Origin of the sequence: Methylobacterium radiodurans, assembly GCF_003173735.1 — a bacterium.
Classification (GTDB): domain Bacteria; phylum Pseudomonadota; class Alphaproteobacteria; order Rhizobiales; family Beijerinckiaceae; genus Methylobacterium; species Methylobacterium radiodurans.
Map to the genome: position 1 here is coordinate 5,091,539 of NZ_CP029551.1, position 22,627 is coordinate 5,114,165.

Annotated in this window: 27 protein-coding genes; 23 read left to right on the plus strand and 4 right to left on the minus strand. The window is 71.0% G+C overall.

Features of this window, described 5'->3' with window-relative positions:
• Positions 1-24 precede the first annotated feature (24 nt).
• The 19 genes from DK427_RS23880 to DK427_RS23970 all read left to right on the plus strand — a co-directional run bounded on the left by DK427_RS23880 (position 25) and on the right by DK427_RS23970 (position 16,581).
• A complete protein-coding gene (locus DK427_RS23880; protein ID WP_109953550.1) occupies positions 25-1,485 on the plus strand; it encodes a TadA family conjugal transfer-associated ATPase in 1,461 nt (486 codons plus the stop codon).
• On the plus strand, positions 1,482-2,459 hold the full coding sequence (locus DK427_RS23885; protein ID WP_245930695.1) for a type II secretion system F family protein: 978 nt from the start codon (positions 1,482-1,484) through the stop codon (positions 2,457-2,459). Before DK427_RS23880 ends, DK427_RS23885 begins: the two co-directional genes overlap by 4 nt.
• 24 nt (positions 2,460-2,483) lie before the next feature.
• Positions 2,484-3,452, plus strand: a complete 969-nt coding sequence (locus tag DK427_RS23890; RefSeq protein ID WP_109953551.1) for a type II secretion system F family protein — start codon at positions 2,484-2,486, stop codon at positions 3,450-3,452.
• 183 nt (positions 3,453-3,635) lie between these two features.
• The gene (rplU, locus tag DK427_RS23895; protein WP_109953552.1) at positions 3,636-3,950 is read left to right on the plus strand and encodes a 50S ribosomal protein L21; all 315 of its coding nucleotides are present in this window, start codon (positions 3,636-3,638) and stop codon (positions 3,948-3,950) included.
• A gap of 91 nt (positions 3,951-4,041) precedes the next feature.
• Positions 4,042-4,308: a 50S ribosomal protein L27 gene (rpmA, locus tag DK427_RS23900; protein WP_109953553.1), complete on the plus strand. Its 267-nt coding sequence runs from the start codon at positions 4,042-4,044 to the stop codon at positions 4,306-4,308.
• Between the two features lie 199 nt (positions 4,309-4,507).
• A complete protein-coding gene (locus tag DK427_RS23905; RefSeq protein ID WP_109953554.1) occupies positions 4,508-5,104 on the plus strand; it encodes a GNAT family N-acetyltransferase in 597 nt (198 codons plus the stop codon).
• 105 nt (positions 5,105-5,209) lie between these two features.
• Complete coding sequence (gene obgE / locus DK427_RS23910) at positions 5,210-6,241, plus strand: GTPase ObgE (protein ID WP_109953555.1); 1,032 nt, start codon at positions 5,210-5,212, stop codon at positions 6,239-6,241.
• A gap of 83 nt (positions 6,242-6,324) precedes the next feature.
• Positions 6,325-6,645 carry a type II toxin-antitoxin system VapB family antitoxin gene (locus tag DK427_RS23915; protein ID WP_109953556.1) on the plus strand — a complete coding sequence of 107 codons (321 nt, stop codon included), beginning with the start codon at positions 6,325-6,327 and terminating at the stop codon, positions 6,643-6,645.
• 10 nt (positions 6,646-6,655) lie between these two features.
• On the plus strand, positions 6,656-7,060 hold the full coding sequence (locus tag DK427_RS23920) for a type II toxin-antitoxin system VapC family toxin (RefSeq protein ID WP_109953557.1): 405 nt from the start codon (positions 6,656-6,658) through the stop codon (positions 7,058-7,060).
• Positions 7,057-8,190, plus strand: coding sequence for a glutamate 5-kinase (gene proB, locus DK427_RS23925; protein ID WP_109953558.1), 1,134 nt, complete (start codon positions 7,057-7,059; stop codon positions 8,188-8,190). The genes DK427_RS23920 and proB overlap by 4 nt, the downstream gene beginning before the upstream one ends.
• 100 nt (positions 8,191-8,290) lie before the next feature.
• Positions 8,291-9,592, plus strand: coding sequence for a glutamate-5-semialdehyde dehydrogenase (locus DK427_RS23930; RefSeq protein ID WP_109953559.1), 1,302 nt, complete (start codon positions 8,291-8,293; stop codon positions 9,590-9,592).
• A 7-nt stretch (positions 9,593-9,599) separates the two neighbouring features.
• Complete coding sequence (locus DK427_RS23935) at positions 9,600-10,241, plus strand: nicotinate-nucleotide adenylyltransferase (RefSeq protein ID WP_109953560.1); 642 nt, start codon at positions 9,600-9,602, stop codon at positions 10,239-10,241.
• Between the two features lie 96 nt (positions 10,242-10,337).
• Entirely contained in the window at positions 10,338-10,691 is a 354-nt protein-coding gene (rsfS, locus tag DK427_RS23940; protein ID WP_204165349.1) for a ribosome silencing factor, read from the plus strand.
• 9 nt (positions 10,692-10,700) lie between these two features.
• Positions 10,701-11,198, plus strand: a complete 498-nt coding sequence (gene rlmH, locus DK427_RS23945; protein WP_109953561.1) for a 23S rRNA (pseudouridine(1915)-N(3))-methyltransferase RlmH — start codon at positions 10,701-10,703, stop codon at positions 11,196-11,198.
• 15 nt (positions 11,199-11,213) lie between these two features.
• Positions 11,214-12,560 (plus strand): murein hydrolase activator EnvC family protein, encoded by a 1,347-nt coding sequence (locus tag DK427_RS23950; protein WP_109953562.1) that lies wholly within the window; start codon positions 11,214-11,216, stop codon positions 12,558-12,560.
• Positions 12,560-13,882 carry a S41 family peptidase gene (locus DK427_RS23955; protein ID WP_109953563.1) on the plus strand — a complete coding sequence of 441 codons (1,323 nt, stop codon included), beginning with the start codon at positions 12,560-12,562 and terminating at the stop codon, positions 13,880-13,882. Before DK427_RS23950 ends, DK427_RS23955 begins: the two co-directional genes overlap by 1 nt.
• Before the next feature lie 182 nt (positions 13,883-14,064).
• Positions 14,065-15,297, plus strand: coding sequence for a divergent polysaccharide deacetylase family protein (locus DK427_RS23960; RefSeq protein ID WP_109953564.1), 1,233 nt, complete (start codon positions 14,065-14,067; stop codon positions 15,295-15,297).
• Between the two features lie 53 nt (positions 15,298-15,350).
• Positions 15,351-15,893: an RNA pyrophosphohydrolase gene (locus DK427_RS23965; protein ID WP_109953565.1), complete on the plus strand. Its 543-nt coding sequence runs from the start codon at positions 15,351-15,353 to the stop codon at positions 15,891-15,893.
• Between the two features lie 28 nt (positions 15,894-15,921).
• A complete protein-coding gene (locus DK427_RS23970; protein WP_109953566.1) occupies positions 15,922-16,581 on the plus strand; it encodes a DUF2939 domain-containing protein in 660 nt (219 codons plus the stop codon).
• Positions 16,582-16,583: 2 nt separating this feature from the next.
• Here DK427_RS23970 and DK427_RS23975 read toward each other — a convergent pair whose 3' ends face one another.
• Positions 16,584-16,958, minus strand: coding sequence for a photosystem reaction center subunit H (locus DK427_RS23975; RefSeq protein ID WP_109953567.1), 375 nt, complete (start codon positions 16,956-16,958; stop codon positions 16,584-16,586).
• Between the two features lie 21 nt (positions 16,959-16,979).
• Positions 16,980-17,417: a response regulator gene (locus DK427_RS23980; protein WP_109953568.1), complete on the minus strand. Its 438-nt coding sequence runs from the start codon at positions 17,415-17,417 to the stop codon at positions 16,980-16,982.
• Between the two features lie 209 nt (positions 17,418-17,626).
• On the opposite strand from DK427_RS23980, the gene DK427_RS23985 reads away from it, so the two are divergent.
• From DK427_RS23985 to DK427_RS24000, 4 genes are all read left to right on the plus strand, one after another.
• Positions 17,627-18,286 carry a YoaK family protein gene (locus DK427_RS23985; RefSeq protein ID WP_109953569.1) on the plus strand — a complete coding sequence of 220 codons (660 nt, stop codon included), beginning with the start codon at positions 17,627-17,629 and terminating at the stop codon, positions 18,284-18,286.
• 11 nt (positions 18,287-18,297) lie between these two features.
• The gene (locus DK427_RS23990; RefSeq protein WP_109953570.1) at positions 18,298-19,302 is read left to right on the plus strand and encodes a WD40 repeat domain-containing protein; all 1,005 of its coding nucleotides are present in this window, start codon (positions 18,298-18,300) and stop codon (positions 19,300-19,302) included.
• A 210-nt stretch (positions 19,303-19,512) separates the two neighbouring features.
• Positions 19,513-20,037 (plus strand): DUF2937 family protein, encoded by a 525-nt coding sequence (locus DK427_RS23995; protein WP_109953571.1) that lies wholly within the window; start codon positions 19,513-19,515, stop codon positions 20,035-20,037.
• A gap of 137 nt (positions 20,038-20,174) precedes the next feature.
• Positions 20,175-21,413, plus strand: a complete 1,239-nt coding sequence (locus DK427_RS24000) for a peptide ABC transporter permease (RefSeq protein ID WP_109953572.1) — start codon at positions 20,175-20,177, stop codon at positions 21,411-21,413.
• Here DK427_RS24000 and DK427_RS24005 read toward each other — a convergent pair.
• Entirely contained in the window at positions 21,410-21,838 is a 429-nt protein-coding gene (locus DK427_RS24005; protein WP_245930696.1) for a metallopeptidase family protein, read from the minus strand. The genes DK427_RS24000 and DK427_RS24005 overlap by 4 nt on opposite strands.
• Entirely contained in the window at positions 21,835-22,578 is a 744-nt protein-coding gene (locus tag DK427_RS24010; protein ID WP_245930697.1) for a pyrimidine 5'-nucleotidase, read from the minus strand. The genes DK427_RS24005 and DK427_RS24010 overlap by 4 nt, the downstream gene beginning before the upstream one ends.
• Positions 22,579-22,627: the final 49 nt, after the last annotated feature.

A 22,627-nucleotide genomic window follows, 5' to 3' on the forward strand; every position in this document is an offset into this window, starting at 1 on the left:
CCCGAGAGCCCGAGGAGGCCCGCCATGTTCGGTCGCAGACAGACCGCCGCCAGCCCGGCCGTCCCGGTCGGCGCCTCGGTAGCGGCCGCGCCGGTGCCGAAGGCGCCCACCGCCCCCGTCCTCGTCCAGCCCGACGCCCCCGCCCGCCGCTCCGATCCGATCCCGGCGACGGCACCGGTCGTCGTGGAGACGCAGCGTTCGGAGGACTACTACCGCACGAAGAGCATGATCTTCGGCGCGCTGATCGAGGCCATCGACCTCGCCCAGCTCGCCCGCCTCGACGGCGAGACCGCGCGGGAGGAGATCCGCGACATCGTCTCGGAGATCATCGGCCTCAAGAACATCGTCCTGTCGATCTCCGAGCAGGAGGAGCTGCTCGACGACATCTGCAACGACGTGCTGGGCTACGGCCCGCTCGAGCCGCTGCTCGCCCGCGACGACATCGCCGACATCATGGTCAACGGCGCCAACCGGGCCTTCATCGAGGTCAGCGGCAAGATCCAGCTGACGAGCGTGCGCTTCCGCGACAACCAGCAGCTGATGAACATCTGCCAGCGCATCGTCAGCCAGGTTGGACGGCGCGTCGACGACGCCTCGCCGATCTGCGACGCGCGCCTGCCGGACGGCTCCCGCGTCAACGTGATCGCGCCCCCGCTCGCCATCGACGGCCCGGCGCTCACCATCCGCAAGTTCAAGAAGGACAAGCTCACCCTCGACCAGCTCGTGCGCTTCGGCGCGATCTCGCCGGAGGGCGCCGAGATCCTGAAGATCATCGGGCGCTCGCGCTGCAACGTGGTGATCTCGGGCGGCACGGGCTCGGGCAAGACGACGCTCCTGAACTGCCTCACCGCCTTTATCGAGCACGACGAGCGCATCATCACCTGCGAGGACGCGGCCGAGCTGCAGCTGCAGCAGCCCCACGTGGTCCGCCTCGAGACGCGCCCGCCCAACATGGAGGGCCAGGGTCAGGTCACCATGCGCGACCTCGTCAAGAACTGCCTGCGCATGCGGCCCGAGCGGATCATCGTCGGCGAGGTGCGCGGACCGGAGGCCTTCGACCTCCTCCAGGCGATGAATACCGGCCACGACGGCTCGATGGGCACGCTCCACGCCAACTCGCCGCGCGAGTGCCTCTCCCGCATCGAGTCGATGATCTCGATGGGCGGCTTCACGCTGCCCTCGCGGACCTTGCGCGAGATGATCGTCGGCTCGATCGACGTGGTGATTCAGGCCATGCGCCTGCGCGACGGCTCGCGCCGGATCACGCACATCACCGAGGTGATCGGCATGGAGGGCGACGTGATCACCACGCAGGACGTCTTCCTCTACGACATCGTCGGAGAGGACCAGAACGGCCGCCTGATCGGACGCCACCGCTCGACCGGGATCGGCCGACCGAAATTCTGGGAGCGAGCGCGCTACTATGGGCTGGAGCAGAAGCTCTCGGCGGCCCTCGACGCCGCCGAGACGGGAGCGGCGGCGTGAGCGGCGCGGTCGATCCCCGGATCGCGATCGGGCTCGGCGCCTTCGCGGCCGCCTGCCTCGTCTACGTCTTCGTGCTGCCGCTGATGGGCGGAGAGCGGCGCGCCGCGCAGCGCTTGAAGACGATGACGCTGCCCGCCGGCAACGCCTCCGTGCGGGTGGCCGGCGTGAGCCGGCGCGACCAGATCGCCAAGACGCTGAGCGAGATCGACGCAAAGGCTAAGGGCACCACCAAGGTCACGCTGGAGTTGAAGATCGCCCGCGCCGGCCTGCCCTGGAGCGTCAAGACCTTCTGGAGCGTCTCGGCCGGCATCGGCTTCGCGCTGGCCCTGATCCTCCTGATGATCACCGAGAGCCCCCTGGTGGCGCTCGGCGGCGCCTTCGTGGGTGCTCTCGGCGTGCCCCAGTACATGCTCCGCACCCTGCGCCAGCGCCGGATCGCGAAGTTCACGGCCGAGCTGCCGAACGCCGTCGACGTGGTGGTGCGCGGCATCCGCACCGGCATTCCGGTGGGCGACTGCTTCCGCATGGTCTCGCGCGAGGCCGAGGAGCCGGTGCGCAGCGAGTTCCGCACCATCATCGAGACGCAGGCGCTCGGCCTCTCGCTCGCCGAATCCGTGTCGCGCCTCTACGAGCGGGTGCCGGTGCCGGAGGTGAATTTCTTCGCCATCGTCATCAGCATCCAGCAGCAATCGGGCGGCAACCTCTCGGAGGCCCTGAACAACCTCTCGCGTGTGCTGCGCGAGCGCCGGAAGATGGCGGGCAAGGTCCAGGCGATGAGCATGGAGGCCAAGGCTTCGGCCTCGATCATCGCGGCCCTGCCCTTCGGCGTCGCCGGCATCACCACGCTGACGAGCCCCGACTACATCTCGCTGCTCTGGACGACCGATGCGGGCAAGATCGCGCTCGTGGCCTCGGCCCTGTGGATGGGTGCCGGGATCTTCACCATCAAGAAGATGATCGCCTTCGACTTCTGACGGCCGATCCGGAGGCCTCCCGCAATGCTTGAGCAGATCGCCGCGTGGCTCTTCGATGCCCGCACCCTGGGCACGGTGCTGACCGCGATCGCCGCCGCCGCGACCGCCTTCGCGATCGCCCAGCCGCTGCTTGAATCCGACAAGCTCGCCAAGCGGATGAAGCTCGTCAGCGACGAGCGCGAGCAGATCCGCCGCCGAGAGCGCGACAAGGCCTCGACCCGGGCGACGCTCCGGGTCGAGACCAAGACCTACATGAAGGAGGTCGTCGAGCGTTTCGACCTGCGCCGCTGGCTCGGCACCGAGACCGCAAAGGTCAAGCTCATGCAGGCAGGCTACCGCGGTCCGCAATCCGAGACCGCGTTCCTGTTCTTCCGCCTCATCATGCCGGTGGCGATGACGCTCGGCGCGATCTTCTACTTCTTCGTGCTGGAGGTGCTCGACCAGCCGACGCTGGTGCGCGTCGCCCTGGTGATCGTGGCGGCCTATCTCGGCATCAAGGCGCCGGAACTGTTCCTCATCAACGCCGCCAAGAAGCGGCAGGCCGAGGTGCGGAAGGCCTGGCCCGACGCCCTCGACCTCACGCTGATCTGCGTCGAGTCGGGCATGGCGATCGAGCACGCCTTCAGGCGGGTCAGCACCGAGATCGCGACCTCCTCGGTCGTGCTGGCGGAGGAGCTGGCGCTGATGACGGCCGAGATGTCCTATCTGCCCGACCGGCGCCTCGCCTACGAGAACCTGAGCATCCGCATCGGCCTCGATCCCGTGAAGGCGGTCGCGACCGCCCTGATCCAGGCGGAGCGCTACGGCACGCCGATCGGGCAGGCCCTGCGCGTGCTCTCCCAGGAGAGCCGCGACCAGCGCATGACGGACGCCGAGAAGAAGGCGGCCGCCCTGCCGCCGAAGCTCACGGTGCCGATGATCCTGTTCTTTCTGCCGGTGCTCTTCGTGGTGATCATCACGCCCGCGGTGATCCAGATCATGCGCGTGAACTGATCGCGGGCCGAATCATTGACAATCGGCCGCCCCGCGGCCTATGCACCGCCCACCACGCGCGGCTTCCTCGCAGAAGTTCGCGCGTTTCGCGTTGATGCCGGTCTTGAGCCGGGGTCACGACCTCAAACAAGAAGCCGGTCCAGGGGATCCGCCCCGGAGGCCGTTCGAGAACACGAGAGAACGATGTTCGCAGTCATCAAGACGGGCGGCAAGCAGTACCGCGTCGCCGCCAACGACACCATCACGATCGCGACCCTCCCGGGCGAGGCCGGCTCGAGCGTCGAGTTCGGCGAGGTTCTGCTGTTCGCCGATGGCGCGGGCGCGACCCAGGTCGGCGCCCCGACCCTCTCCGGCATCACCGTGACCGGCGAGATCCTCAGCCACGGCCGCGGCAAGAAGGTCATCGCCTTCAAGAAGCGCCGCCGTCAGAACTCGCGCCGCAAGCGCGGCCATCGGCAGGCCCACACGGTGGTCCGCATCACCGGCATCCAGGCCTGAGCCTGCAGGCCTGACATCGCTGGGCGCGCGAGGGGCCACCGGGTCCGGACCGCGACCGCTACCCTGAACCTCAGAATTCGGAGCATCTCCCATGGCACACAAGAAGGCTGGCGGCTCGTCCCGCAACGGTCGCGACTCGGAAGGCCGGCGCCTCGGCGTCAAGAAGTTCGGCTCGGAGGCCGTCATTCCGGGCAACATCATCGTGCGTCAGCGCGGCACCAAATGGCATCCCGGCACCAATGTCGGCATGGGCAAGGACCACACCCTGTTCGCCCTCGTACCCGGCAAGGTGCAGTTCGAGACGCGCCGCGGGCGCGCCTTCGTGACGGTGGTGCCGGCTCTCGAGGCGGCAGAGTAAGCGGCGGGCGCGCGTAGGCGAAGCGAGCGTCCCGCCGGTGTCCCAGACACCCGGCAGGCGTTCCCGAGCCAGCATCGTGCCTCCAGGCGCGAGCCAGCACCGGACGGAACCAGCGGGGAGGATGGGCCACCATCCTCCCCTTCGTCGTCTCTGACCGCGGCGCGCTCGAGGAGCGAGGCGCCGCCCGCGAGGTGACACGATGTTCCCCGACCTGACCCGCGACGACGTCTTCCGGATCGAGACCCGCCGTCTCTGGCTGCGCTGGCCGACCGCGAAGGACGCGGAGGCCGTGCTTCGCCTCGCCGGCGATCTGGCGGTGGCGGAGATGACCGCGCGGATCCCGCACCCCCTGCCGCGGGCGGAGGTGGACGCCTTCCTGCTGCAGGCGCGCCGGGGGAACGCGGCCGGCACCGGCCTGACCCTCGCCCTGGCACGGCGCTCGGCACCCGCGGACCTCATCGGGATCGTCGCGGTCTCAGGCGGTGCTGATGGGCCCGAACTCGGCTACTGGCTCGGTCGGCCCCACTGGGGCGCCGGCCTGATGGGCGAGGCCGTCGCCGCGATCCGCGACGCCTATTTCGCCTATGCGGGAGGGGATGTCCTCCGGGCCTCCGCGCGGCTCGACAACCCGGCCTCGCGCCGGCTCCTGGAGCGGAGCGGCTTCGTGCGCACTGCGACCGAGGCTCGGTCCTTCCTGACGCGCGGCGACGACGTGACGGTGGACCTGTTCCGCTTGGAGCGTGCACGTTGGTTGGGAGCGTCGGCCATTGGTCCTGAGACCGCGTTCGCGGCCTGAGCGCCGTGCGAGAGCCGGCCGGGGAACTCGTTCCGCGGCCGGCCGCTGATTGAGTGATGCAGGCGGAGCGGGCCCCGGGGGACGCTCCCGGAAGGAAGTGGCGCCGTGAAGTTCCTCGACGAAGCCAAGGTCTATGTCCGCTCCGGCGACGGCGGGGCCGGCTGCGTATCGTTCCGCCGCGAGAAGTTCATCGAGTTCGGCGGTCCGAACGGCGGCGACGGCGGGCGCGGCGGCGACGTCTGGATCGAGTGCGTGCAGGGTCTCAACACCCTGATCGACTACCGCTACCAGCAGCACTTCAAGGCGAAGAAGGGCGAGCACGGCATGGGCTCGAACCGCCACGGCGCCAACGGGTCCGACGTGGTGCTGAAGGTGCCGGCCGGCACGCAGGTGCTCGCCGAGGACGGCGAGACCCTGATCGCCGACCTCACCGAGACCGGCCAGCGCGTGCGTCTCGCCAAGGGCGGCAACGGCGGCTTCGGCAATGCTTACTTCACCACCTCCACGAACCGCGCGCCGAAGCACGCCAATCCGGGCCAGGAAGGCACCGAGATGTGGATCTGGCTGCGCCTGAAGCTGATCGCGGATGCGGGCCTCGTCGGCCTGCCGAACGCCGGCAAGTCGACCTTCCTGGCGACCGTGACGGCGGCCAAGCCGAAGATCGCGGACTACCCCTTCACCACGCTGCATCCGGGGCTCGGCGTCGTCAGCACGGACGGGCGCGAGTTCGTGCTCGCCGACATCCCGGGCCTGATCGAGGGCGCGCACGAGGGCGTCGGCCTCGGCGACAAGTTCCTGGCCCATGTCGAGCGCTGCCGCGTGCTGCTCCACCTCGTGGAGGGCACGAGCGAGGATGCGGGCGAGGCCTACCGGCTGGTCCGCGGCGAGCTGGAGGCCTACGGCAACGACCTCACCGAGAAGCCCGAAATCGTCGCCCTGTCGAAAGCGGACGTGCTCGACCCGGAGACGCTGGAGGCGCAGGTCGCCCGGCTGACGGAGGCCGCTGGCCGCGCGCCGCTGGTGCTCTCCTCCGCCACCCGCCAGGGCGTGCAGGAGGCCCTGCGGGCGCTCGCCGCCACGATCGAGGCGGCCGCGGCGGAGGAGGCCGAGGCGGATGCGCCGGCTTGGCAGCCGTAGCGCCGATCCCGTTGCGGTCGCGCGAGGGATCGCGCATCGTTCCGCCCGGGAAAGCGGCCCCTTGATGCGGAAGAGGCAAGCCGATGAGCGATGCGCTGGTCGTCGAGGATCACGAGGCGGCTGAACTCGCGCGCGAACTGGCTGAGCGTCGTGGAGTCACGGTCGAGCAGGCGGTGATCGACTCGCTGCGCACAGCGCTGGATACCGCCTCCCAGCCGGCCGCAGCCCGCATCGAGCGCGCACCGGGTCCCGTCATCGTCCCGAGCCTCGACGATATGACGCCCGCCCAGCGCGCGGCTTTGGAGGCGCTGCACGCGCTCGTTGCGGACGCGCGTGCCTACGTGCTCCCCGGCGCGACGTCGGATCACAGCGACCTCTACGACGAACACGGCCTTCCGGTCTGACGGACATCGGATGATCCCGCTCGATTCTTCGGCGATCATCGCCACGATCCCGCATGAACCTGAAGCGCCGGCATTCGAGAAGATCCTGGTGCTGGAGAGGAGCATTGTCGGTGCTCCCACCCTCGTCGAGACGCGGATCGTTCTCGAAGGGCGCCTGTCCGACCGGGCCGGGATCTTCCTGCACAGGCTTATCACCGAGCGCGGGATCACGATCGTTCCCTTCGATTCCGCCATGGCCGAGACGGCGGCGGACGCCTTCCGCCGCTACGGCAAGGGCCGGGGCCATCCGGCAGGCCTGAACTTCGGCGACTGCATGGCCTACGCGGTCGCGTCGGTCATGCGCCTGCCCCTCCTGTTCAAGGGCGACGACTTCGTCCACACGGAGATCGTCCCCGCCCACAGCCCCGCACCATGACGCCCGCCGCCACACCCGTCCTCGAAGATTTCCGCCGCATCGTCATCAAGGTCGGCTCGGCCCTGCTGGTCGACCGGGCCCGCGGCCGGCTGCGCCACGCCTGGCTCGCCGCGCTCGCCGAGGACATCGCAGAGCTACACGCCCGCGGCGTCGACGTGCTGGTGGTGTCCTCGGGCAGCATCGCGCTCGGCCGCACCGTGCTGGGGCTGGCGCCGGGCGCGCTGAAGCTGGAGGAGAGCCAGGGCGCGGCCTCGGTCGGCCAGATCGCGCTCGCACGGCACTGGTCGGAGGCGCTCGGCCATCACGGCATCGTGGCGGGCCAGATCCTCGTCACCCCGCAGGACACCGAGGAGCGCCGCCGCTACCTCAACGCGCGCGCCACCGTTCAGAAGCTCCTCGAACTGCGCGCCGTGCCGGTCGTCAACGAGAACGACACCGTGGCGACCAGCGAGATCCGCTACGGCGACAACGACCGGCTCGCCGCCCGCGTCGCCACGATGATCGGTGCCGACGTGCTGGTGCTGTTCTCCGACATCGACGGGCTTTACACCGCCCCGCCCGGAAGCCACCCGGACGCGCGGCATCTGCCGCTCGTCGAGCGCATCACCCCCGAGATCGAGGCGATGGCGGGCGGCCCGGCCTCCGAGCTGTCGCGAGGGGGCATGCGCACGAAGGTCGAGGCCGCCAAGATCGCGGTCGGCGGCGGCACCCACATGATCATCGCGGACGGGCGCCAGAAGAACCCGCTGCGCAGCGTGGCCGAGGGCGGGCGCTGCACGTGGTTCCTCTCGGGCTCGACGCCGAGCGCCGCCCGCAAGACCTGGATCGCGGGCTCGCTGGAGCCGCGCGGCAGCCTGATCGTCGACGACGGCGCGGTCCGCGCGCTCCAGGGCGGCGCGAGCCTGCTGCCGGTGGGCGTACGCGGGGTCGAGGGCAGCTTCGCGCGGGGCGACGCCGTGCTGATCCGGGACCTCGCGGGCCGCACGCTCGGGCGCGGCCTCGTGGCCTACGACAGCGGCGAAGCGGCGCTGATCATCGGGCATCCGAGCGCGCGGATCGCCGAACTGCTCACCCATCCGGGGCGCTCCTGGATGGTACACAGGGACGACCTCGCCCTGTTCGTGGAATAGCTCTGGTGTGCGATCCGTGACTTGTTTCGCCGGATCCGAATATGCGAAGACGCGTTGCAGATGATCGGGGCTTGACGCTGCGATCGACGAGGTTAGTCACGTGCCTGCTCTGAATCTCAAGTCGGACCTCGCCAATTCCGACGATCTGGCAACCCTGATGGAGGGGATCGGCCGGCGCGCTCGCGCCGCGGCCCGGCAGATGGCGCTGGCTCCGGCCCAGACAAAGGACGTGGCGCTCCGCGCCATCGCCGAGCGACTGCGGGCGAGCCGCGACGCGATCCTGCGCGAGAACGCCCGCGACGTCGCCGCCGCCAAGGCCGCCGGCCAGACTCAGGCGCTGATAGACCGGCTCACCCTGGACGAGAAGCGCCTGGAAGGGATCGCCGCGGCGGTCGAGAAGATCGGCGCCCTGCCCGACCCGGTCGGGCGCCAACTCGCGGCGATCGAGCGCCCCAACGGGCTCATGATCGAGCGCGTCGCCGTGCCGCTCGGCGTGATCGGCGTGATCTTCGAGAGCCGCCCCAACGTCACGGCCGATGCCGGCGCGCTCTGCCTCAAGGCCGGCAACGCCGCCATCCTGCGCGCGGGCTCGGACAGCCATCGCAGCGCGGTCGCCATCGCGCAGGCGATGAGCGAGGGACTCGCCGCCGCCGGCCTGCCCGCCGACGCGATCCAGATCGTGCCGACCCGCGACCGCGCAGCGGTCGGCGCCATGCTCGCCGGCCTGAACGGCTGCGTCGACGTGATCGTGCCCCGCGGCGGGCGCGGCCTCGTGGAGCGGGTGCAGAGCGAGGCCCGGGTGCCGGTCTTCGCCCATCTCGACGGCATCTGCCACGTCTACGTCCACGGGCAGGCCGATCTCGACATGGCCCGCACCGTGCTCCTCAACTCCAAGATGCGCCGTACCGGCATCTGCGGCGCCGCCGAGACGCTGCTGGTCGACCGGGCCTGCGCCGAGACTCACCTGACGCCACTCGTCACGGCGCTGCTCGACGCCGGCTGCGCGGTTCGCGGCGACGCGGCCGTGCAGGCGGTCGACGATCGCGTGACGCCCGCCAGCGAGGCCGACTGGCGCACCGAGTATCTCGACGCGGTGATCTCGGCCCGCGTGGTCGATGGGCTCGACGCGGCGATCGACCATATCGAGACAAACGGCTCGCACCACACCGACGCGATCATCACGGAGGATGCGGAGGCAGCGACCCGCTTCCTCGCCGAGGTCGATTCGGCGATCGTCACCCACAACGCCTCGACCCAGTTCGCGGATGGCGGCGAGTTCGGCTTCGGCGCCGAGATCGGCATCGCCACCGGCCGCATGCACGCGCGCGGCCCGGTCGGCGTCGAGCAACTCACGACCTTCAAGTACCGGGTCCACGGCAACGGCCAGACGCGCCCCGTCTGACGGGGCCGTGCGGCTCGGCCTGCCGCCCTCCGCACCGGGGATGCGGATCGGGCTCTACGGCGGCTCGTTCAACCCGGCCCATCTCGGGCACCGGCACGTGACGCTGACCGCGATACGGCGGCTCGGCCTCGACCGGGTCTGGTGGCTCGTCACGCCCGGCAACCCCCTGAAGGACGCGCGCGTGCTGGCGCCGCTGGAGCGGCGCTGCGCGGAGGCCGAGCGCGTCGCCGACCATCCGCGCATCGCGGTCACCGGCTTCGAGGCGACGATCCGGGCACGCTACACCCGCCAGACCCTGCGCTACCTCACGCAGCGGCGGCCCGGCGTGCACTTCGTCTGGATCATGGGCGCCGATTCGCTGGCGAGCTTCCACCGCTGGAAAGGGGCCCGCGAGATCGCCGCGATGATGCCGATCGCCATCGTCGACCGGCCGGGCTTCACGCTCGAAGCGCCCGCTTCGCGCGCCGCCCGTCTGTTTGCCCGCGCCCGCGTGCCGGAATCGGAGGCGCTCACGCTGCCCCTGCGGGAGCCGCCGGCCTGGATCTACCTGCACGGGCCGCGCTCAACGCTGTCGTCAACGCAGATCCGCAATGGCGGTCGAGGCCAGAACAGCGTATTGCAATCGGCTTCCGAACCATCCACCTTCTGAAGCCTACCGCTCCGGCGGGACCGAACGCAGTTATCAGGAACCGTGACGCTGTCCGAGACGAGCCGCAACGGGGCGCAACAGCCCGAGACCGCCGCGCTGGAGCGGATCGACGATCTGAGGTCGCTCGCGCTCGGGTGCCTCGAGGAGATGAAGGCCGAGGAGACGATCGCGATCGATCTTGCCGGCAAGACTTCGCTGGCCGACACCATGATCATCGCGTCCGGCCGCTCGCAGCGCCATGTCGGCTCCATCGCCGACAAGATCCTGCAGGAGATGAAGGCCAAGGGCTTCGGCAACGCTCGGGTCGAGGGCTTACCGGCCTGCGACTGGGTGCTGATCGATGCGGGCGACGTGCTGGTGCACATCTTCCGCCCCGAGGTCCGCGGCTTCTACAACCTTGAGAAGATGTGGGGCGCCGATCGCCCGGCGGGCCAGCAACTCGCCGGCTGACGCGCTCCCTTGCGCCTCCTCGTCGCGGCGGTCGGGCGGCTGAAGGCCGGCCCCGAGCGGGATCTGGCCGAGCGCTACCGTGAGCGTGCCGCCCAGGTCGGGCGCGGGCTCGGATGCCCCGGCTGCGACATCCTGGAGATCCCCGAGAGCCGGGCGCGGCGCGCCGCGGATCGCTGCGCCGAGGAGGCGCAGGGCCTCCTCACCCATCTGCCGTCCAACGGTGTGCTCGTGGCCTACGACGAGCGCGGGCGCTCGGACCTCACGAGCGAGCGCATCGCGGAGCGCATCGGCAGCTGGCGCGACGCGGGCCGGCCGGCACTCGCGGTCGCGATCGGCGGTGCGGACGGTCACGACGCCTCAATTCGGACGCGGGCCGAGCTGATCCTCTCTTTCGGGGCAGCCACCCTCCCCCACGGACTCGTGCGCGTGCTCGTCCTCGAACAGCTCTACCGCTCCATGACGATCCTGGCCGGGCACCCCTACCACCGCGGCGACGCGGGCGCCTGAATCGTCGATCGTCGCATGCCCCCCACGCTCCGCGCCCTCTGCCTCGCGCTCCTCGCCGCCCTCGCGGCCGGTCCCGAACGCGGCCGGGCGCAGGAGGCGAGGCCCGAGACGAAGGCGTCCGCCGACCCGGATCGCGTCCGAAAGGCCCAGGAGGAGCGCGACAGCCGCGCCGAGAACCTGAAACGAATCGAGGAGGCGCTCGCAGCCAGCGGCGGGGCCCGCGCGAAGGCCGAAGCCGAGATCGCCGAGATCGGGCGCGATCGCGCCAAGTTGAACACGGCCCTCCTCGATGCAGGACGCCAAGCCCAGGCGACCGAGGACCGGATGAACCGGCTGGAGGAGCGCCTCAAGACGCTCGGCGACAGCGAGGCGGCCATCCGCCGTTCGCTCGACGCCCGACGCGGCGTCATCGCCGAGATCCTGGCCGCACTCCAGCGCATGGGCCGGCGCCCGCCGCCGGCCGTGCTGGTGAGCCCCGAGGACATGCTCCGGGTGATCCGCACCTCGATGCTGCTCGGCGCCGTGGTGCCGGAACTGCGCGGCGAGGTCGACACCCTGGCGGGCGACCTCACGGAACTCGTCCGCCTGCGCGGCCTCATCGCCTCCGACAAGCAGGCGCTGCAGAACGATCTCACCGGCTGGGCCCGCGAGCGGCAGCGCCTCGACGCGCTGGTCGCGGCGCGCCGCACCCGCCAGGCCGAACTGGAGAGCAGCGTCGCCTCGGAGCGCGTGCGCGCAGCCGAGCTCGGCAATCAGGCCCGCAATCTCAAGGACCTGCTCGACCGGGTGGAGTCCGAGGTCGCCGCAGCGCGCCGAGCAGCGGATGCCGCGAGGGCCGCCGAGGAGCGCGAGACCCGGGCCACTCAGGAGCGCTTCGCGGCCGCAGGCTTCCGCGATCCGGCCCGGCTCGCCCCGAAGGTGAAGTTCGTGGAGGCCCGCGGCGATATCCCGCGGCCCGTCGCCGGCCGGCTCCTGCGCGGCTTCAACCAGCCCGACGGCAACGGCGGGTTGACGCGCGGCATATCGCTCTCGACGCGGCCGAAGGCCGTCGTCTCCTCTCCGGCGGACGGCTGGGTGGCCTTCGCGGGCCCGTTCCGGTCCTACGGGCGTCTCTTGATCATCAACGCGGGCGATGGCTACTATCTCTTGCTCGCCGGGATGGATCAGATCAGCGTCGAGGTCGGACAGTTCGTGCTCGCAGGAGAGCCGGTGGGCAGCATGGGCGAGGGAAGCGTGGCCCAGGCGGCGCCCGACACTGACCGTACCGATCCGGTCCTGTACGTCGAGTTCAAGAAGGACGGGGGCTCCATCGATCCGGAGCCTTGGTGGGCGAAGAGCCCAAGCGAGAAGGTTCGCGGCTAATGCGCAAGACTTCCCTCATCATGCTCGGCGCGTTCCTGGGCGCCGGGACGTCGATGGTGGCGACCCAGACCGACTTCCTGTCGGGCCCGCGCGCCGTCGCCGCATCTGCCGAGACCTATCGCCAGCTCAGCCTGTTCGGCGACGTGTTCGAGAAGGTGCGGACCGACTACGTCGAGAAGCCCGAAGAGTCGAAGATGATCGAGGCGGCCGTCAACGGCATGCTGACCTCGCTCGACCCCCACTCGAGCTACATGGACGCCAAGGCGTTCCGCGACATGCAGACCACGACCCGGGGCGAGTTCGGCGGCCTCGGCATCGAGGTCACGATGGAGGACGGCCTGATCAAGGTCGTGACCCCGATCGACGACACCCCGGCCTCGAAGGCGGGCCTCCTCGCCAACGACGTGATCACCCAGATCGACGAGGACCAAGTCCAGGGCCTGACCCTGAACCAGGCCGTCGACAAGATGCGCGGGCCCGTGAACTCCAACGTGAAGCTGAAGATCAGCCGCAAGGAGGCGAAGGACCCGATCGAGGTCACGCTGACCCGCGACGTGATCAAGATCCGCCCGGTGCGCTCGCGCGTCGAGGGCGGTGACATCGGCTACGTCCGCCTGACTCAGTTCAATGAGCAGACCTTCGACGGCCTGCGCACCGCCGTCGACAAGCTCTCCGGCGAGATCGGCGCGGACAAGCTCAAGGGCTACGTGATCGACCTGCGCAACAACCCGGGCGGCCTGCTCGACCAGGCGGTTCTGGTCTCAGACGCCTTCCTCGACCGCGGCGAGATCGTCTCGACCCGCGGGCGCAACCCGGATGAGACCCAGCGCTTCTCGGCCAAGTCCGGCGACATCACCAAGGGCAAGCCGGTGGTGGTGCTGGTCAACGGCGGCTCGGCCTCGGCCTCCGAGATCGTGGCCGGCGCCCTGCAGGATCACAAGCGCGCGACCATCATGGGCACGCGCTCCTTCGGCAAGGGCTCGGTGCAGTCGATCATCCCGCTCGGCGGCTCGGGCGCCCTGCGCCTCACCACGGCGCGCTACTACACACCATCCGGCCGCTCCATCCAGGCGAAGGGTATCGAGCCCGACATGGAGGTCCTGCAGGACGTGCCGGACGAGCTGAAGGGCAAGGACGAGACCAAGGGCGAGGCCGGCCTGAAGGGCCACCTCAAGCAGAAGGACACCGAGGAGCGCGGCGGCTCGTCGGCCTACATGCCGTCGGACCCTGCCAAGGACAAGCAGATTACCGCGGCGGTGGACTTCCTGCACGGCATCCAGAAGGGTGCGGCCAATACGCAGAAGCCCAGCCTGCCGAACTGATCGGCGCGAACGCGAAACCGAAGAGCCCCGTCCGGCATGAGCCGGGCGGGGTTTTTCTTTGTCCTATCAAACCCGACCGGATCAGCCCGTTGAGAGAAAATTAACCGTGGGGGCCGGCAATACCGAGGTAGCCCGCCCGCGCCGCGTCCCGTGGATCCGGCGCAGGCCCTGTCGAGACGCCGGTGAGCGAGAGTTCCGACGATATCCTGACACGTCCCCTGGGGGTGGCCGAGCCGAAGAGCCGCGGCGAGCGCGTGCGCGCCCGGCTCCGCGGCCTGCTCACCGCGCGCGCGATCCTCGGCGGGAGCGCGGCGATCCTGGCCCTCGGCGCCGGCGCGCTCGTCGCCTTCGGCGACCCGCAGGGCGGAGAGCCCCGGGTGACGGTGGCGATCACCCTGCGGGAGCCGGCAGCCCCCCAGCCCGTCGCGCAGGCCCCCGCCCCGCCCCGGGCGGAGCCGGAAGCCCCACCATTCCGGGCGCAGCGCAGCGCCGAGGAGATCGAATCCGCCTCCGGCGTCACAGTGGTCCGCCCGAGCGGCACGGCCGCGCCGAGCGAGGCGGTAGTGATCCGCGTGCCCTCGCCCGTGACTCAGCTCGCCCCGGCACCGGACCCGCGCCTGACCGACCGCGGGCGGCACGGCGCGCTGCCGAAGCTCGGCGAGGGGCGCCTCCGGGCCCTCGACGTCTACGCCCGCCCCGAGGAGCCGGGCCAGGGTGCCCGCATCGCGATCCTCGTCACGGGCCTCGGCATCGGTCAGGCGGCGACGGCGGCGGCAATCGTCAAGCTGCCGCCGGCCGTCAGCCTCGCCTTCGCGCCCTACGGCGGCGAGGTGGCGCGCGCCGCCGCCCGCGCCCGCGCGGCCGGGCACGAGACCCTGCTCCAGGCCCCGATGGAGCCCTTCGACTACCCCGACAGCGATCCGGGTCCTCAGACCCTGCTCACCGCCCTGAAGGGCCCCGAGAACGCCGACCGTCTGGCCTGGGCGATGAGCCGCTTCACCGGCTATGTCGGGATCGTGAACTTCATGGGCGCGAAGCTGATGGGCGATGCGGGCGCCTTCGAGCCGGTGCTCCGGGAGATCGGTGCCCGCGGCCTCGGCTTCGTGGACGACGGCACAGGCTCTCGCCCCGTCGCGCCCGACCTGGCCCGGAAGGCGCGCGCGCCGCTCGCGCGCGCCGACATCGTCCTCGATGGCGTCGCCCGTCCCGAGGCGATCGACCGCGAACTCGCCCGGCTCGAGGCGCAGGCCCGGGCCAAGGGCTTCGTGCTCGCCTCGGCCAGCGCCCTGCCGATTACGATTGACCGGATCGCCCGCTGGAGCCGCGACCTGGAGGCGCGGGGCCTGCGTCTCGTGCCGGTGAGCGCGGCTCTTCGGAACCAGATGCCCGACGAGCGCGTCTCGAAGGCGGAGTAGCGCGGCCCTCCGGCCGTTGCGGCGGGTCCCTGCCCTCCCTATGGTCCCGCGCGATGACGAGCGCCCCTTTCTCCGGCCTTGCGGCCTCCCTGCCCTATCGTCCCTGCGTCGGCGTCGCGCTGATCAACCGGGCGGGCGGCGTGTTCGTGGGCCGCCGCAAGGATGCGGACCGGCTCGAAGCCGGCGCCCATGCCTGGCAGATGCCGCAGGGCGGGGTCGACGACGGCGAGGCGGCGTCCGCCGCGGCCGTGCGTGAGCTGTACGAGGAGACAAATGTCTCCCCGGCCCTGATCCGCCCGCTCGGTGAGGTGCCGGACTGGCTGCCCTACGATCTGCCGCCGGACGCGATGAAGCAGGCCTGGAAGGGGCGCTACCGCGGCCAGACCCAGAAATGGTTCGCCTTCGGCTTTCTCGGCACCGACGAGGCGATCGACGTGGACCACCCGGGCGGCGGGGCGCACAAGCCGGAGTTCGATGCGTGGCGCTGGGCCGGGTTGGAGGAGCTGCCCGGGCTCGTCGTCCCCTTCAAGCGGCCGGTCTACGAATCGGTCGTCGCCGCCTTCGCGCCGCTGGCGGCGTGGGCGCGCGAGTCTTGAGCGCGACCCGGCCCGGCTGAGCCGCCCGATGCGCTGGCTCGCCGTCCCCCTCGCGATCGCGCTTGGCTGGATCCTGTTCACGCTGAGCCCGCTCTGGTCGCTCTACGACCTCGCGCAGGCGGTGCGGGCGCGGGACGCGGCCTATGTCGAGAACCACGTCAACTTCCGCACACTGCGCCTCTCGCTGGTGCGGCAGACCACCGCCGCCGTGAAGGCCGCCGCCGACCAGAACCCGGATCTCGCCCCCCGCGAGCGCCAGCAGCTCGGCGAGGCGGCGACCGGCGTCGCGCTGGCACTCGCCGAGACCATGGTGACGCCGGCCACCGTGATCGACCTGCTCGACGACGGCTGGCTCGACAAGGTCGAGCAGGGGCGGAGGGATACGACGGTAAAGGCGGGCCTGCGCATCGACCGGGTCAGCGCGCTGCTACCCTACTATCTCGCCTCGGAGACGCGCGGTTTCCGCACCGTCGTGATCGCGATCCCGCCGGGCGCTCCCCGCCAGGACCAGACCCGGATCCGCATGCGCCTGCGCGGTTGGGCCTGGCGGCTCACCGACATCGAGGTCACCGAGACCCTGCGCCAGCAGATGGCGGCGGGCCTCGCCCGGACGCTCGCCAAGGCCAATCAACGGCCCCGCGGGGAGCGCGAGGCGCCTACCCCGGCGCCGACGCCGGCGCAGCCCTGACCTCAGCGCGACTTCGGGTTCGGCTCGTTCCCGCCCGCCGGGATGCGGGGCTTGCGGGCCTGGACGAGGCTCTCGGCCTTGTCCTCGTCGGTGTCGCCTCCCTGCTCGATCGCCTGCTCGGGATTTGCGGCCAGCTCCGTGACGATCGCCAGCAGGCGCTCGCACTCGGCACCGTACTTGAAGGCGTCCAGCACGATCGCCGCGTCGCGCAGGGTGCGCAGGTCGCGCAGCGTCTGCTGGTTGGCGTCCTGCTGCAGGTCGCTCTTGCCGGCGAGCTTCTCCTCGATCCGCGCGCCCGCGACGTCGCAGGCGGCGTGGGCCCCGCCGGCCGAGAGGCCGAGCGCGAGGGTGGCGAGGATGAGGCGTATGCGGATCATGGATCGTCTCGGAGGGTCGGATCAGGCGTGGTGGGGATCGGCGCGGCGCAGCAGGTCGTTCGTCAGCGCCACGAGCTGGCTCGGCCGGTAGGGTTTCGGCACGAAGACGGATTCGGAGACCTGCTCACTCGCCGGCAGGCAGGTCCGGCCGCCCGAGGTGTAGACAACCGGCAGGCCCGGGCACTGGCATCGCGCGTGCTGGGCGAGAGCGAGTCCGTTCGTATTGCGGGCGAGGTCGATGTCGGTGAAGAGCAAGTCGACGCTCTCGCGCGCAAGAATTTCTTCCGCCTCCCAGGCGTCGGCCGCCGTGAGCACGCGGTAGCCCTCGTCCATCAGTGCCTCGGCAGCGAGTTCGCAGACGAAGGGCTCGTCCTCGACGACGAGCACGGTCGAGGAGGCGTGATCGATCTTGTCGAGGAAGGCGGGCAGTGCGAGCGCGGTGCAGGCGAAGGGGATCATGACGCAACTCCAACTCACCTGGCGCGGGGCTTGAGGCCCCGGCACCGGATCGTCGGACCAACGGGGCCCTCAGCGCCGGTGTTCGCCGTGATTGGATCGAATTGCTCGGGTTTGGTGAGCGAAGCCTTAACCCTGCCCGCCCCCGCCTGAACGGAGCGCCAGAAACGGTTAACAGAGTCTTATTGCGAAGCTTTCGGGGGGAGGAATTCGTGAACAGATCCTGGCAGGTCGGCACCGGTCTCGTGCTCACGGGTCTCGCCGGATACGTCGACGCGATCGGCTTCGTGCGGCTCGGCGGCCTCTACACCTCGTTCATGAGCGGGAACACGACGCAGCTCTCGGTCTCGCTCGCCAACGGCGCCTTCCGGCACGCCGCGCTACCCGCCATGCTGGTCTCGGGCTTCCTGTTCGGCGCGACGCTGGGCAGCGGGCTGGCCATCGTGCTGCCGCGGCGCTGGGTCACGGCGGTCGTGCTCACCTACGAGACCCTGCTGATCCTGGCTGCACTCTCGCTCGGCCTCGCCACGCCCGAGCTCGGCCTTGCCTCCTTCTTCATGGCGATGGCGATGGGCGCGCAGAACGCGGTGCTGTCGCAGGTGAAGGGGTTCCGTGCCGGCACCACCTTCGTCACCGGCGCCCTCTTCGCCCTCGCCCAGAAGATCGCCGAGGCGTTCACCCATACGGGGCCGCCCTTCGGCTGGGTGGGCGACGCGGCGGTCTGGCTGGCGCTGCTCGCGGGGGCGCTGGTGGGCACGCTCGCCTACGATGCCTACCAGCTCTATGCCCTCCTCGCGCCCGCGCTGGTCGGGGGGACTTTCGCGGTGGTCTCCGCCGTCCTATCCGCTCGGACGGTCACCGCCGTACCCTGAAGGATCCGCGCATGAGCACGCCCGCCTCCCTGACGAGCCACGTCGCCCCGGTCGAGGCCGGCGCGCACGTGACAGCGGCGCACTGGCTCGGCGACACACTGGCGCTGGCGCTCGGTGACGGCACGGCGGTGCTGGCCTCCGACGGCGACACCGTGCGGGCGGCGGCCCATCCGGAGGGGTCGATCCTCGTGGCGGCTGGCGACGGCACACGTCTGCTCACGGGCGGTGACGACGGGCGGGTGGTCGCGATCGCCAGGGACGGGACGCTCACCGAGACGGCAGTGGCGAAGAACAACGCCTGGATCGATGCGCTGGCGCTGCACCCGGACGGCGGCCTCGCCTTCTCGGCGGGGCGCCGCGTGGTGGCGCTCGACGCCAAGGGCCGCGAGCGCACCTTCGAGGCGCCCTCGACCGCCCGCGGCCTCGCCTTCGCACCGAAGGGATACCGGCTGGCCGTAGCACACTACAACGGCGCCAGCCTCTGGTACCCAAACCTCGAGACTCCGCCGGAGGTGGTCTCGTGGAAAGGCTCGCATATCGACGTGACGTGGTCTCTGGACGGCCGCTTCGTGGTCACGACAATGCAGGAGAACGCGCTCCACGGCTGGCGCCTCCAGCCCGATCCCGGCCACATGCGGATGTCGGGCTATCCCGCCAAGGTGCGCTCCCTCGGCTGGTCGGCGGACGGCAAGTGGCTCGCGACCAGCGGCGCAGAGGCCGCGATCATCTGGCCCTTCGATTCGAAGGAGGGGCCCACCGGCAAGGCCCCGCGGGAATGCGGGGTGCGCCCGGCCCGTGTCTCGCGGGTGGCCTTCCACCCGAAGGCGCCGGTGCTGGCGATCGGCTACGAGGACGGCTGCATTCTGCTCGTGCGCTTCGGCGACGCAGCCGAGCTGCTGGTCCGCCCGGCCGTGAAGGCAAGCGGGATCTCGGCGCTCGCCTGGGACCGCCGCGGCAACCGCCTCGCCTTCGGCTGCACCGACGGGCAGGCCGGCCTGCTGACGCTCCCGGCCTGACGTCGGGGATCCCCAAGGGCCTCCAGGCCATTGGGCTGGGTCCCGGGGCGCGCAGCCCCAGGATCGGCTCCTCCGACCCGGCTTTGCCGGGTCGGAGGAGCCCTGCACCCGCCAAAGGTCTCGGACCTTTGGAATCCATGACGGGGGGCGAGCCCCTGGCCTCGGCCCGCCCGGCATGCTCTTGTCCCGGGCGCATCATCGGAGGTCGCCGTGTTCGCCGTGTTCCGCACCCTCGGCCTCGCGCTCGGGCTCCTCGGCGGCGGCGTCGCCGCGCAGGGGCCGGAATTCGCGCAGCAATACGCCCAGCGTTTGGGCGGCGCCGTGGACGAGCTGCGCCGCGAGGTCGCGAGCCTCGACGCCGACGCGCGCGCCACCGGCAACACCCGCGACGGCGCGGTCGACCGCCTGCGCGGCAACCCGGACGAACTCGTCGCCCGCCGCGGCGCGGCCGCCCGCGCCACGATCGAGCGCCTCGCGGACCTGAGCGCCCAGCAGCAGGCGCTCGCCGAGGCGACGAGCCCGCTCGGGCGGACCGTTGCCATCCTGCGTCATCCCGATCCTGGGCTCGTGCGGGCGACGCTCAGCGACTACCAGCCGGCGGTGCCGACCACGGCGGACGGCCTGGTGGCCGGGCTCCTCGGCTTCCTGGCCGCCTGGGGCGGCTGGCGGGTGGTTTCGGATGTCGGCCGTCGCACGGTGCGGCGCCGGCCGCGGGCCGAGACGACGACCGCCTGAAGCCGCTTCGCGGCACTGCATCGCGGGCGTGGTGTGTCCGGGCATCTACAGCCGCTTGCCCGCGCGTTGCACTAGGGAGAAGTCACGAACCTGTGCGACCTCCGCGCGCCCGGGATCCGTGCTCAGAGTCCCGACCGATGGCGCGTGCACCGAACCCGAACATCGATCCGGCCCTCGATGCCGCCGCCCTGCTGCGGCGCGTCGGGTTCTTCGGATTGTTCGTGGTGGTCCCGGTGGTGGCCCAGGTGGCGCGGCGCGCCTCCATCATCCTCGCACCGATCGCCGTGGTGCTCCTTGTGATCGCCAGCGCGATCGACGGGCGCCAGCGCCGGCTCGGACCTCTCAGTCTCCGACTTCTCGGCTCACCGGCCTTCCTGGCCGGGATGCTGGTGGTGCTCTGGTCGGCCCTCTCCCTCGCCTGGACGCCGTTCCTCGGAGCGGCCGCCGAGCGGCTGGCCAACCTCGTCGCGGTGATCTTGCTGACGATGATGGGCTACCTCGCCCTGCCCGACCGGATGCGCTCGGCGAACCTCTACCTGCTGCCGCTCGGCGTCACCGTCGCGGCCTTGGTGGCGGTGTTGCTCGGCCTGTTCGGCGAGCAGTTGATGCGCGGCGGCCCGGAGGATGACGGGGCTCTCGATCGCGGCCTGACGCTGCTCGCCCTGCTGGTCTGGCCGGCCGTAGCCTGGCTGCGCTCACGCCGCCGCGACCGGGAGGCGCTCGCCATCGCGCTCGTGACGGCCGCCGCGCTCGCGATCTCGCCGAACCTCACGCAGATCGTGGCGCTCGTGGTGGGCGCGCTGGCCTTCGCGGTAACGAGCTACCGGCCGCGCCTCGGCGTGCTTCTGACCGCCGGGATCAGCGCCGGCCTGCTCGCGGCCGCCCCGCTCCTGCCCTTCATCGCCCGGCCGGTCGGCGCGGCCCTCTTCGGGCCGCTCGCCCCCGGCGTTCTGTCGCTGAAGAGCTGGCAGAAGGTCGTCACCTCCGAACCCCTGCGCCTCATCACCGGCCACGGCTTCGAGACGGCCCTGCGCGGGCGCTTCGCCGGGCTGGTGCCGATGAACGCCCCGACGACGGCGCTCTTCGAGTTCTGGTACGAGCTCGGCGTGGTCGGCTCGCTCGCCGCCGCCTTCGCGCTCCACGCCTCGATCCGGCGGGCGGGGCGCGACAACCCGCTCCTGGTCCCGGGCGCGATGGCGGCCTTCGCCAGCGCCTTCACCGTCGCGTGCATCGGCGTCGGCCTCACCGTGGTCTGGTGGCTCACCGCGATCGCGCTCACGATCCTCGTTTTCGTGGCGATCGAGCGCGGCCAGTTCCGCACCAGCCGCCCGAAGATCAGCCGGCTGCGGCGCATCCGCGACGGCGAGGCCGGCTAGGCGATTTCCGCCGCCGCCTCGATCCGGGCCATATCCTCGTCCGAGAGGCCGAAGTGATGGCCGATCTCGTGGACCAGCACGTGGGCGACGAGGTGGCCCAGCGTCTCGTCGTGCTCGGCCCAGTAGTCGAGCAGCGGGCGGCGGTAGAGCCAGACGGCGTTCGGCATCTGCCCGGTCACGACCTCGCCGGCCTGCGCCAGCCCGACGCCGCGGAACAGCCCGAGCAGGTCGAACTCGGACTCGCATTCCATCTCGGCGAGCGTCTCTTCGTCGGGGAAGTCGTCCACGACGATGCGGACCCCTGCGCAGAGCGCGCGGAACCCCTCCGGCAGGCCCGCGAAGGCCGCGTCCGCCAGCGCCTCGATCTCGGCGAGGCTCGGGGCCTTCGCGGCGGCCAGCGCCGCGGTATCGGGCTCGGCGCTCACGGCGCCTTCACCGGGAGCACGCAGGTCTCCAGGAAGCCCGCGAGGTCGTCGGTGATGTGGTCGATATGCGGCTCCTGCACCGCCGCCTGCTCGAAGGCCTCGCGGTAAGGGTCGGCGATCTTGGGCACGACCAGCACGGTCGCCATGCCGAGATCGTGCGGCACCACGAGGTTGCGGGCGATGTCCTCGAACAGGGCCGCGCGCGTCGGGTCGATGTCGTGCCGATCGAGGAAGCGCTCGTAGGTCGAGCGCTCGGGCTTGGGCACGAAATCGGCCGCCGCGATGTCGAACACGTCCTCGAAATGATCGAGGATGCCGAGCTTCTCCGCCACCCGCTCGGCGTGGCGGCGCGAGCCGTTGGTGAGGATCAGCTTGCGCCCGGGCAGCCGCTCGATCGCGTCGCCGAGTGCGGCATCCAGCTTGATCGTCGAGTGGTCGATGTCGTGGGCGAAATCGAGGAAGTCGTGGGGGTCGACCCCCTCCTCGATCATCAGCGCCTTCAGGGTGGTGCCGTATCGGTGGTAGAAGTGCTTCTGCAGCGCCCGGGCCGAGATCCCGTCGAGCCCGTAGAGGCGCATCACGTAGAGCGTAATGCGCTCGTCCACCTGCGGCCAGACCATCGCGTCGCTGGGATAGAGGGTGTTGTCGAGGTCGAACACCCAGGTATCGACGCGGTCGAAGCCGCGGGCATCGGGTGTGGTCAGGCGACAGGCGTCGGGCAAGGTTCCGGGCAGGTACACGAGGCTCTCGACGGCGGAAGGGTGCAGCCGGGATGAGTCCCGGCCGCTG

What these genes read in the sequence shown, in the direction of transcription:
- proB (WP_109953558.1), top strand. Translation starts at nt 7,057, where the DNA reads ATGACGCCCGCCGCCACACCCGTCCTCGAAGATTTCCGCCGCATCGTC.
- DK427_RS23905 (WP_109953554.1), top strand. Translation starts at nt 4,508, where the DNA reads ATGTTCCCCGACCTGACCCGCGACGACGTCTTCCGGATCGAGACCCGC.
- rpmA (WP_109953553.1), top strand. Translation starts at nt 4,042, where the DNA reads ATGGCACACAAGAAGGCTGGCGGCTCGTCCCGCAACGGTCGCGACTCG.
- rplU (WP_109953552.1), top strand. Translation starts at nt 3,636, where the DNA reads ATGTTCGCAGTCATCAAGACGGGCGGCAAGCAGTACCGCGTCGCCGCC.
- DK427_RS23980 (WP_109953568.1), bottom strand. Translation starts at nt 17,417, where the DNA reads ATGATCCCCTTCGCCTGCACCGCGCTCGCACTGCCCGCCTTCCTCGAC.
- DK427_RS23890 (WP_109953551.1), top strand. Translation starts at nt 2,484, where the DNA reads ATGCTTGAGCAGATCGCCGCGTGGCTCTTCGATGCCCGCACCCTGGGC.
- DK427_RS23915 (WP_109953556.1), top strand. Translation starts at nt 6,325, where the DNA reads ATGAGCGATGCGCTGGTCGTCGAGGATCACGAGGCGGCTGAACTCGCG.
- DK427_RS24000 (WP_109953572.1), top strand. Translation starts at nt 20,175, where the DNA reads ATGGCGCGTGCACCGAACCCGAACATCGATCCGGCCCTCGATGCCGCC.
- DK427_RS23990 (WP_109953570.1), top strand. Translation starts at nt 18,298, where the DNA reads ATGAGCACGCCCGCCTCCCTGACGAGCCACGTCGCCCCGGTCGAGGCC.
- DK427_RS23920 (WP_109953557.1), top strand. Translation starts at nt 6,656, where the DNA reads ATGATCCCGCTCGATTCTTCGGCGATCATCGCCACGATCCCGCATGAA.
- DK427_RS23970 (WP_109953566.1), top strand. Translation starts at nt 15,922, where the DNA reads ATGCGCTGGCTCGCCGTCCCCCTCGCGATCGCGCTTGGCTGGATCCTG.
- DK427_RS23975 (WP_109953567.1), bottom strand. Translation starts at nt 16,958, where the DNA reads ATGATCCGCATACGCCTCATCCTCGCCACCCTCGCGCTCGGCCTCTCG.
- DK427_RS23880 (WP_109953550.1), top strand. Translation starts at nt 25, where the DNA reads ATGTTCGGTCGCAGACAGACCGCCGCCAGCCCGGCCGTCCCGGTCGGC.
- DK427_RS23965 (WP_109953565.1), top strand. Translation starts at nt 15,351, where the DNA reads ATGACGAGCGCCCCTTTCTCCGGCCTTGCGGCCTCCCTGCCCTATCGT.
- DK427_RS23955 (WP_109953563.1), top strand. Translation starts at nt 12,560, where the DNA reads ATGCGCAAGACTTCCCTCATCATGCTCGGCGCGTTCCTGGGCGCCGGG.
- DK427_RS23950 (WP_109953562.1), top strand. Translation starts at nt 11,214, where the DNA reads ATGCCCCCCACGCTCCGCGCCCTCTGCCTCGCGCTCCTCGCCGCCCTC.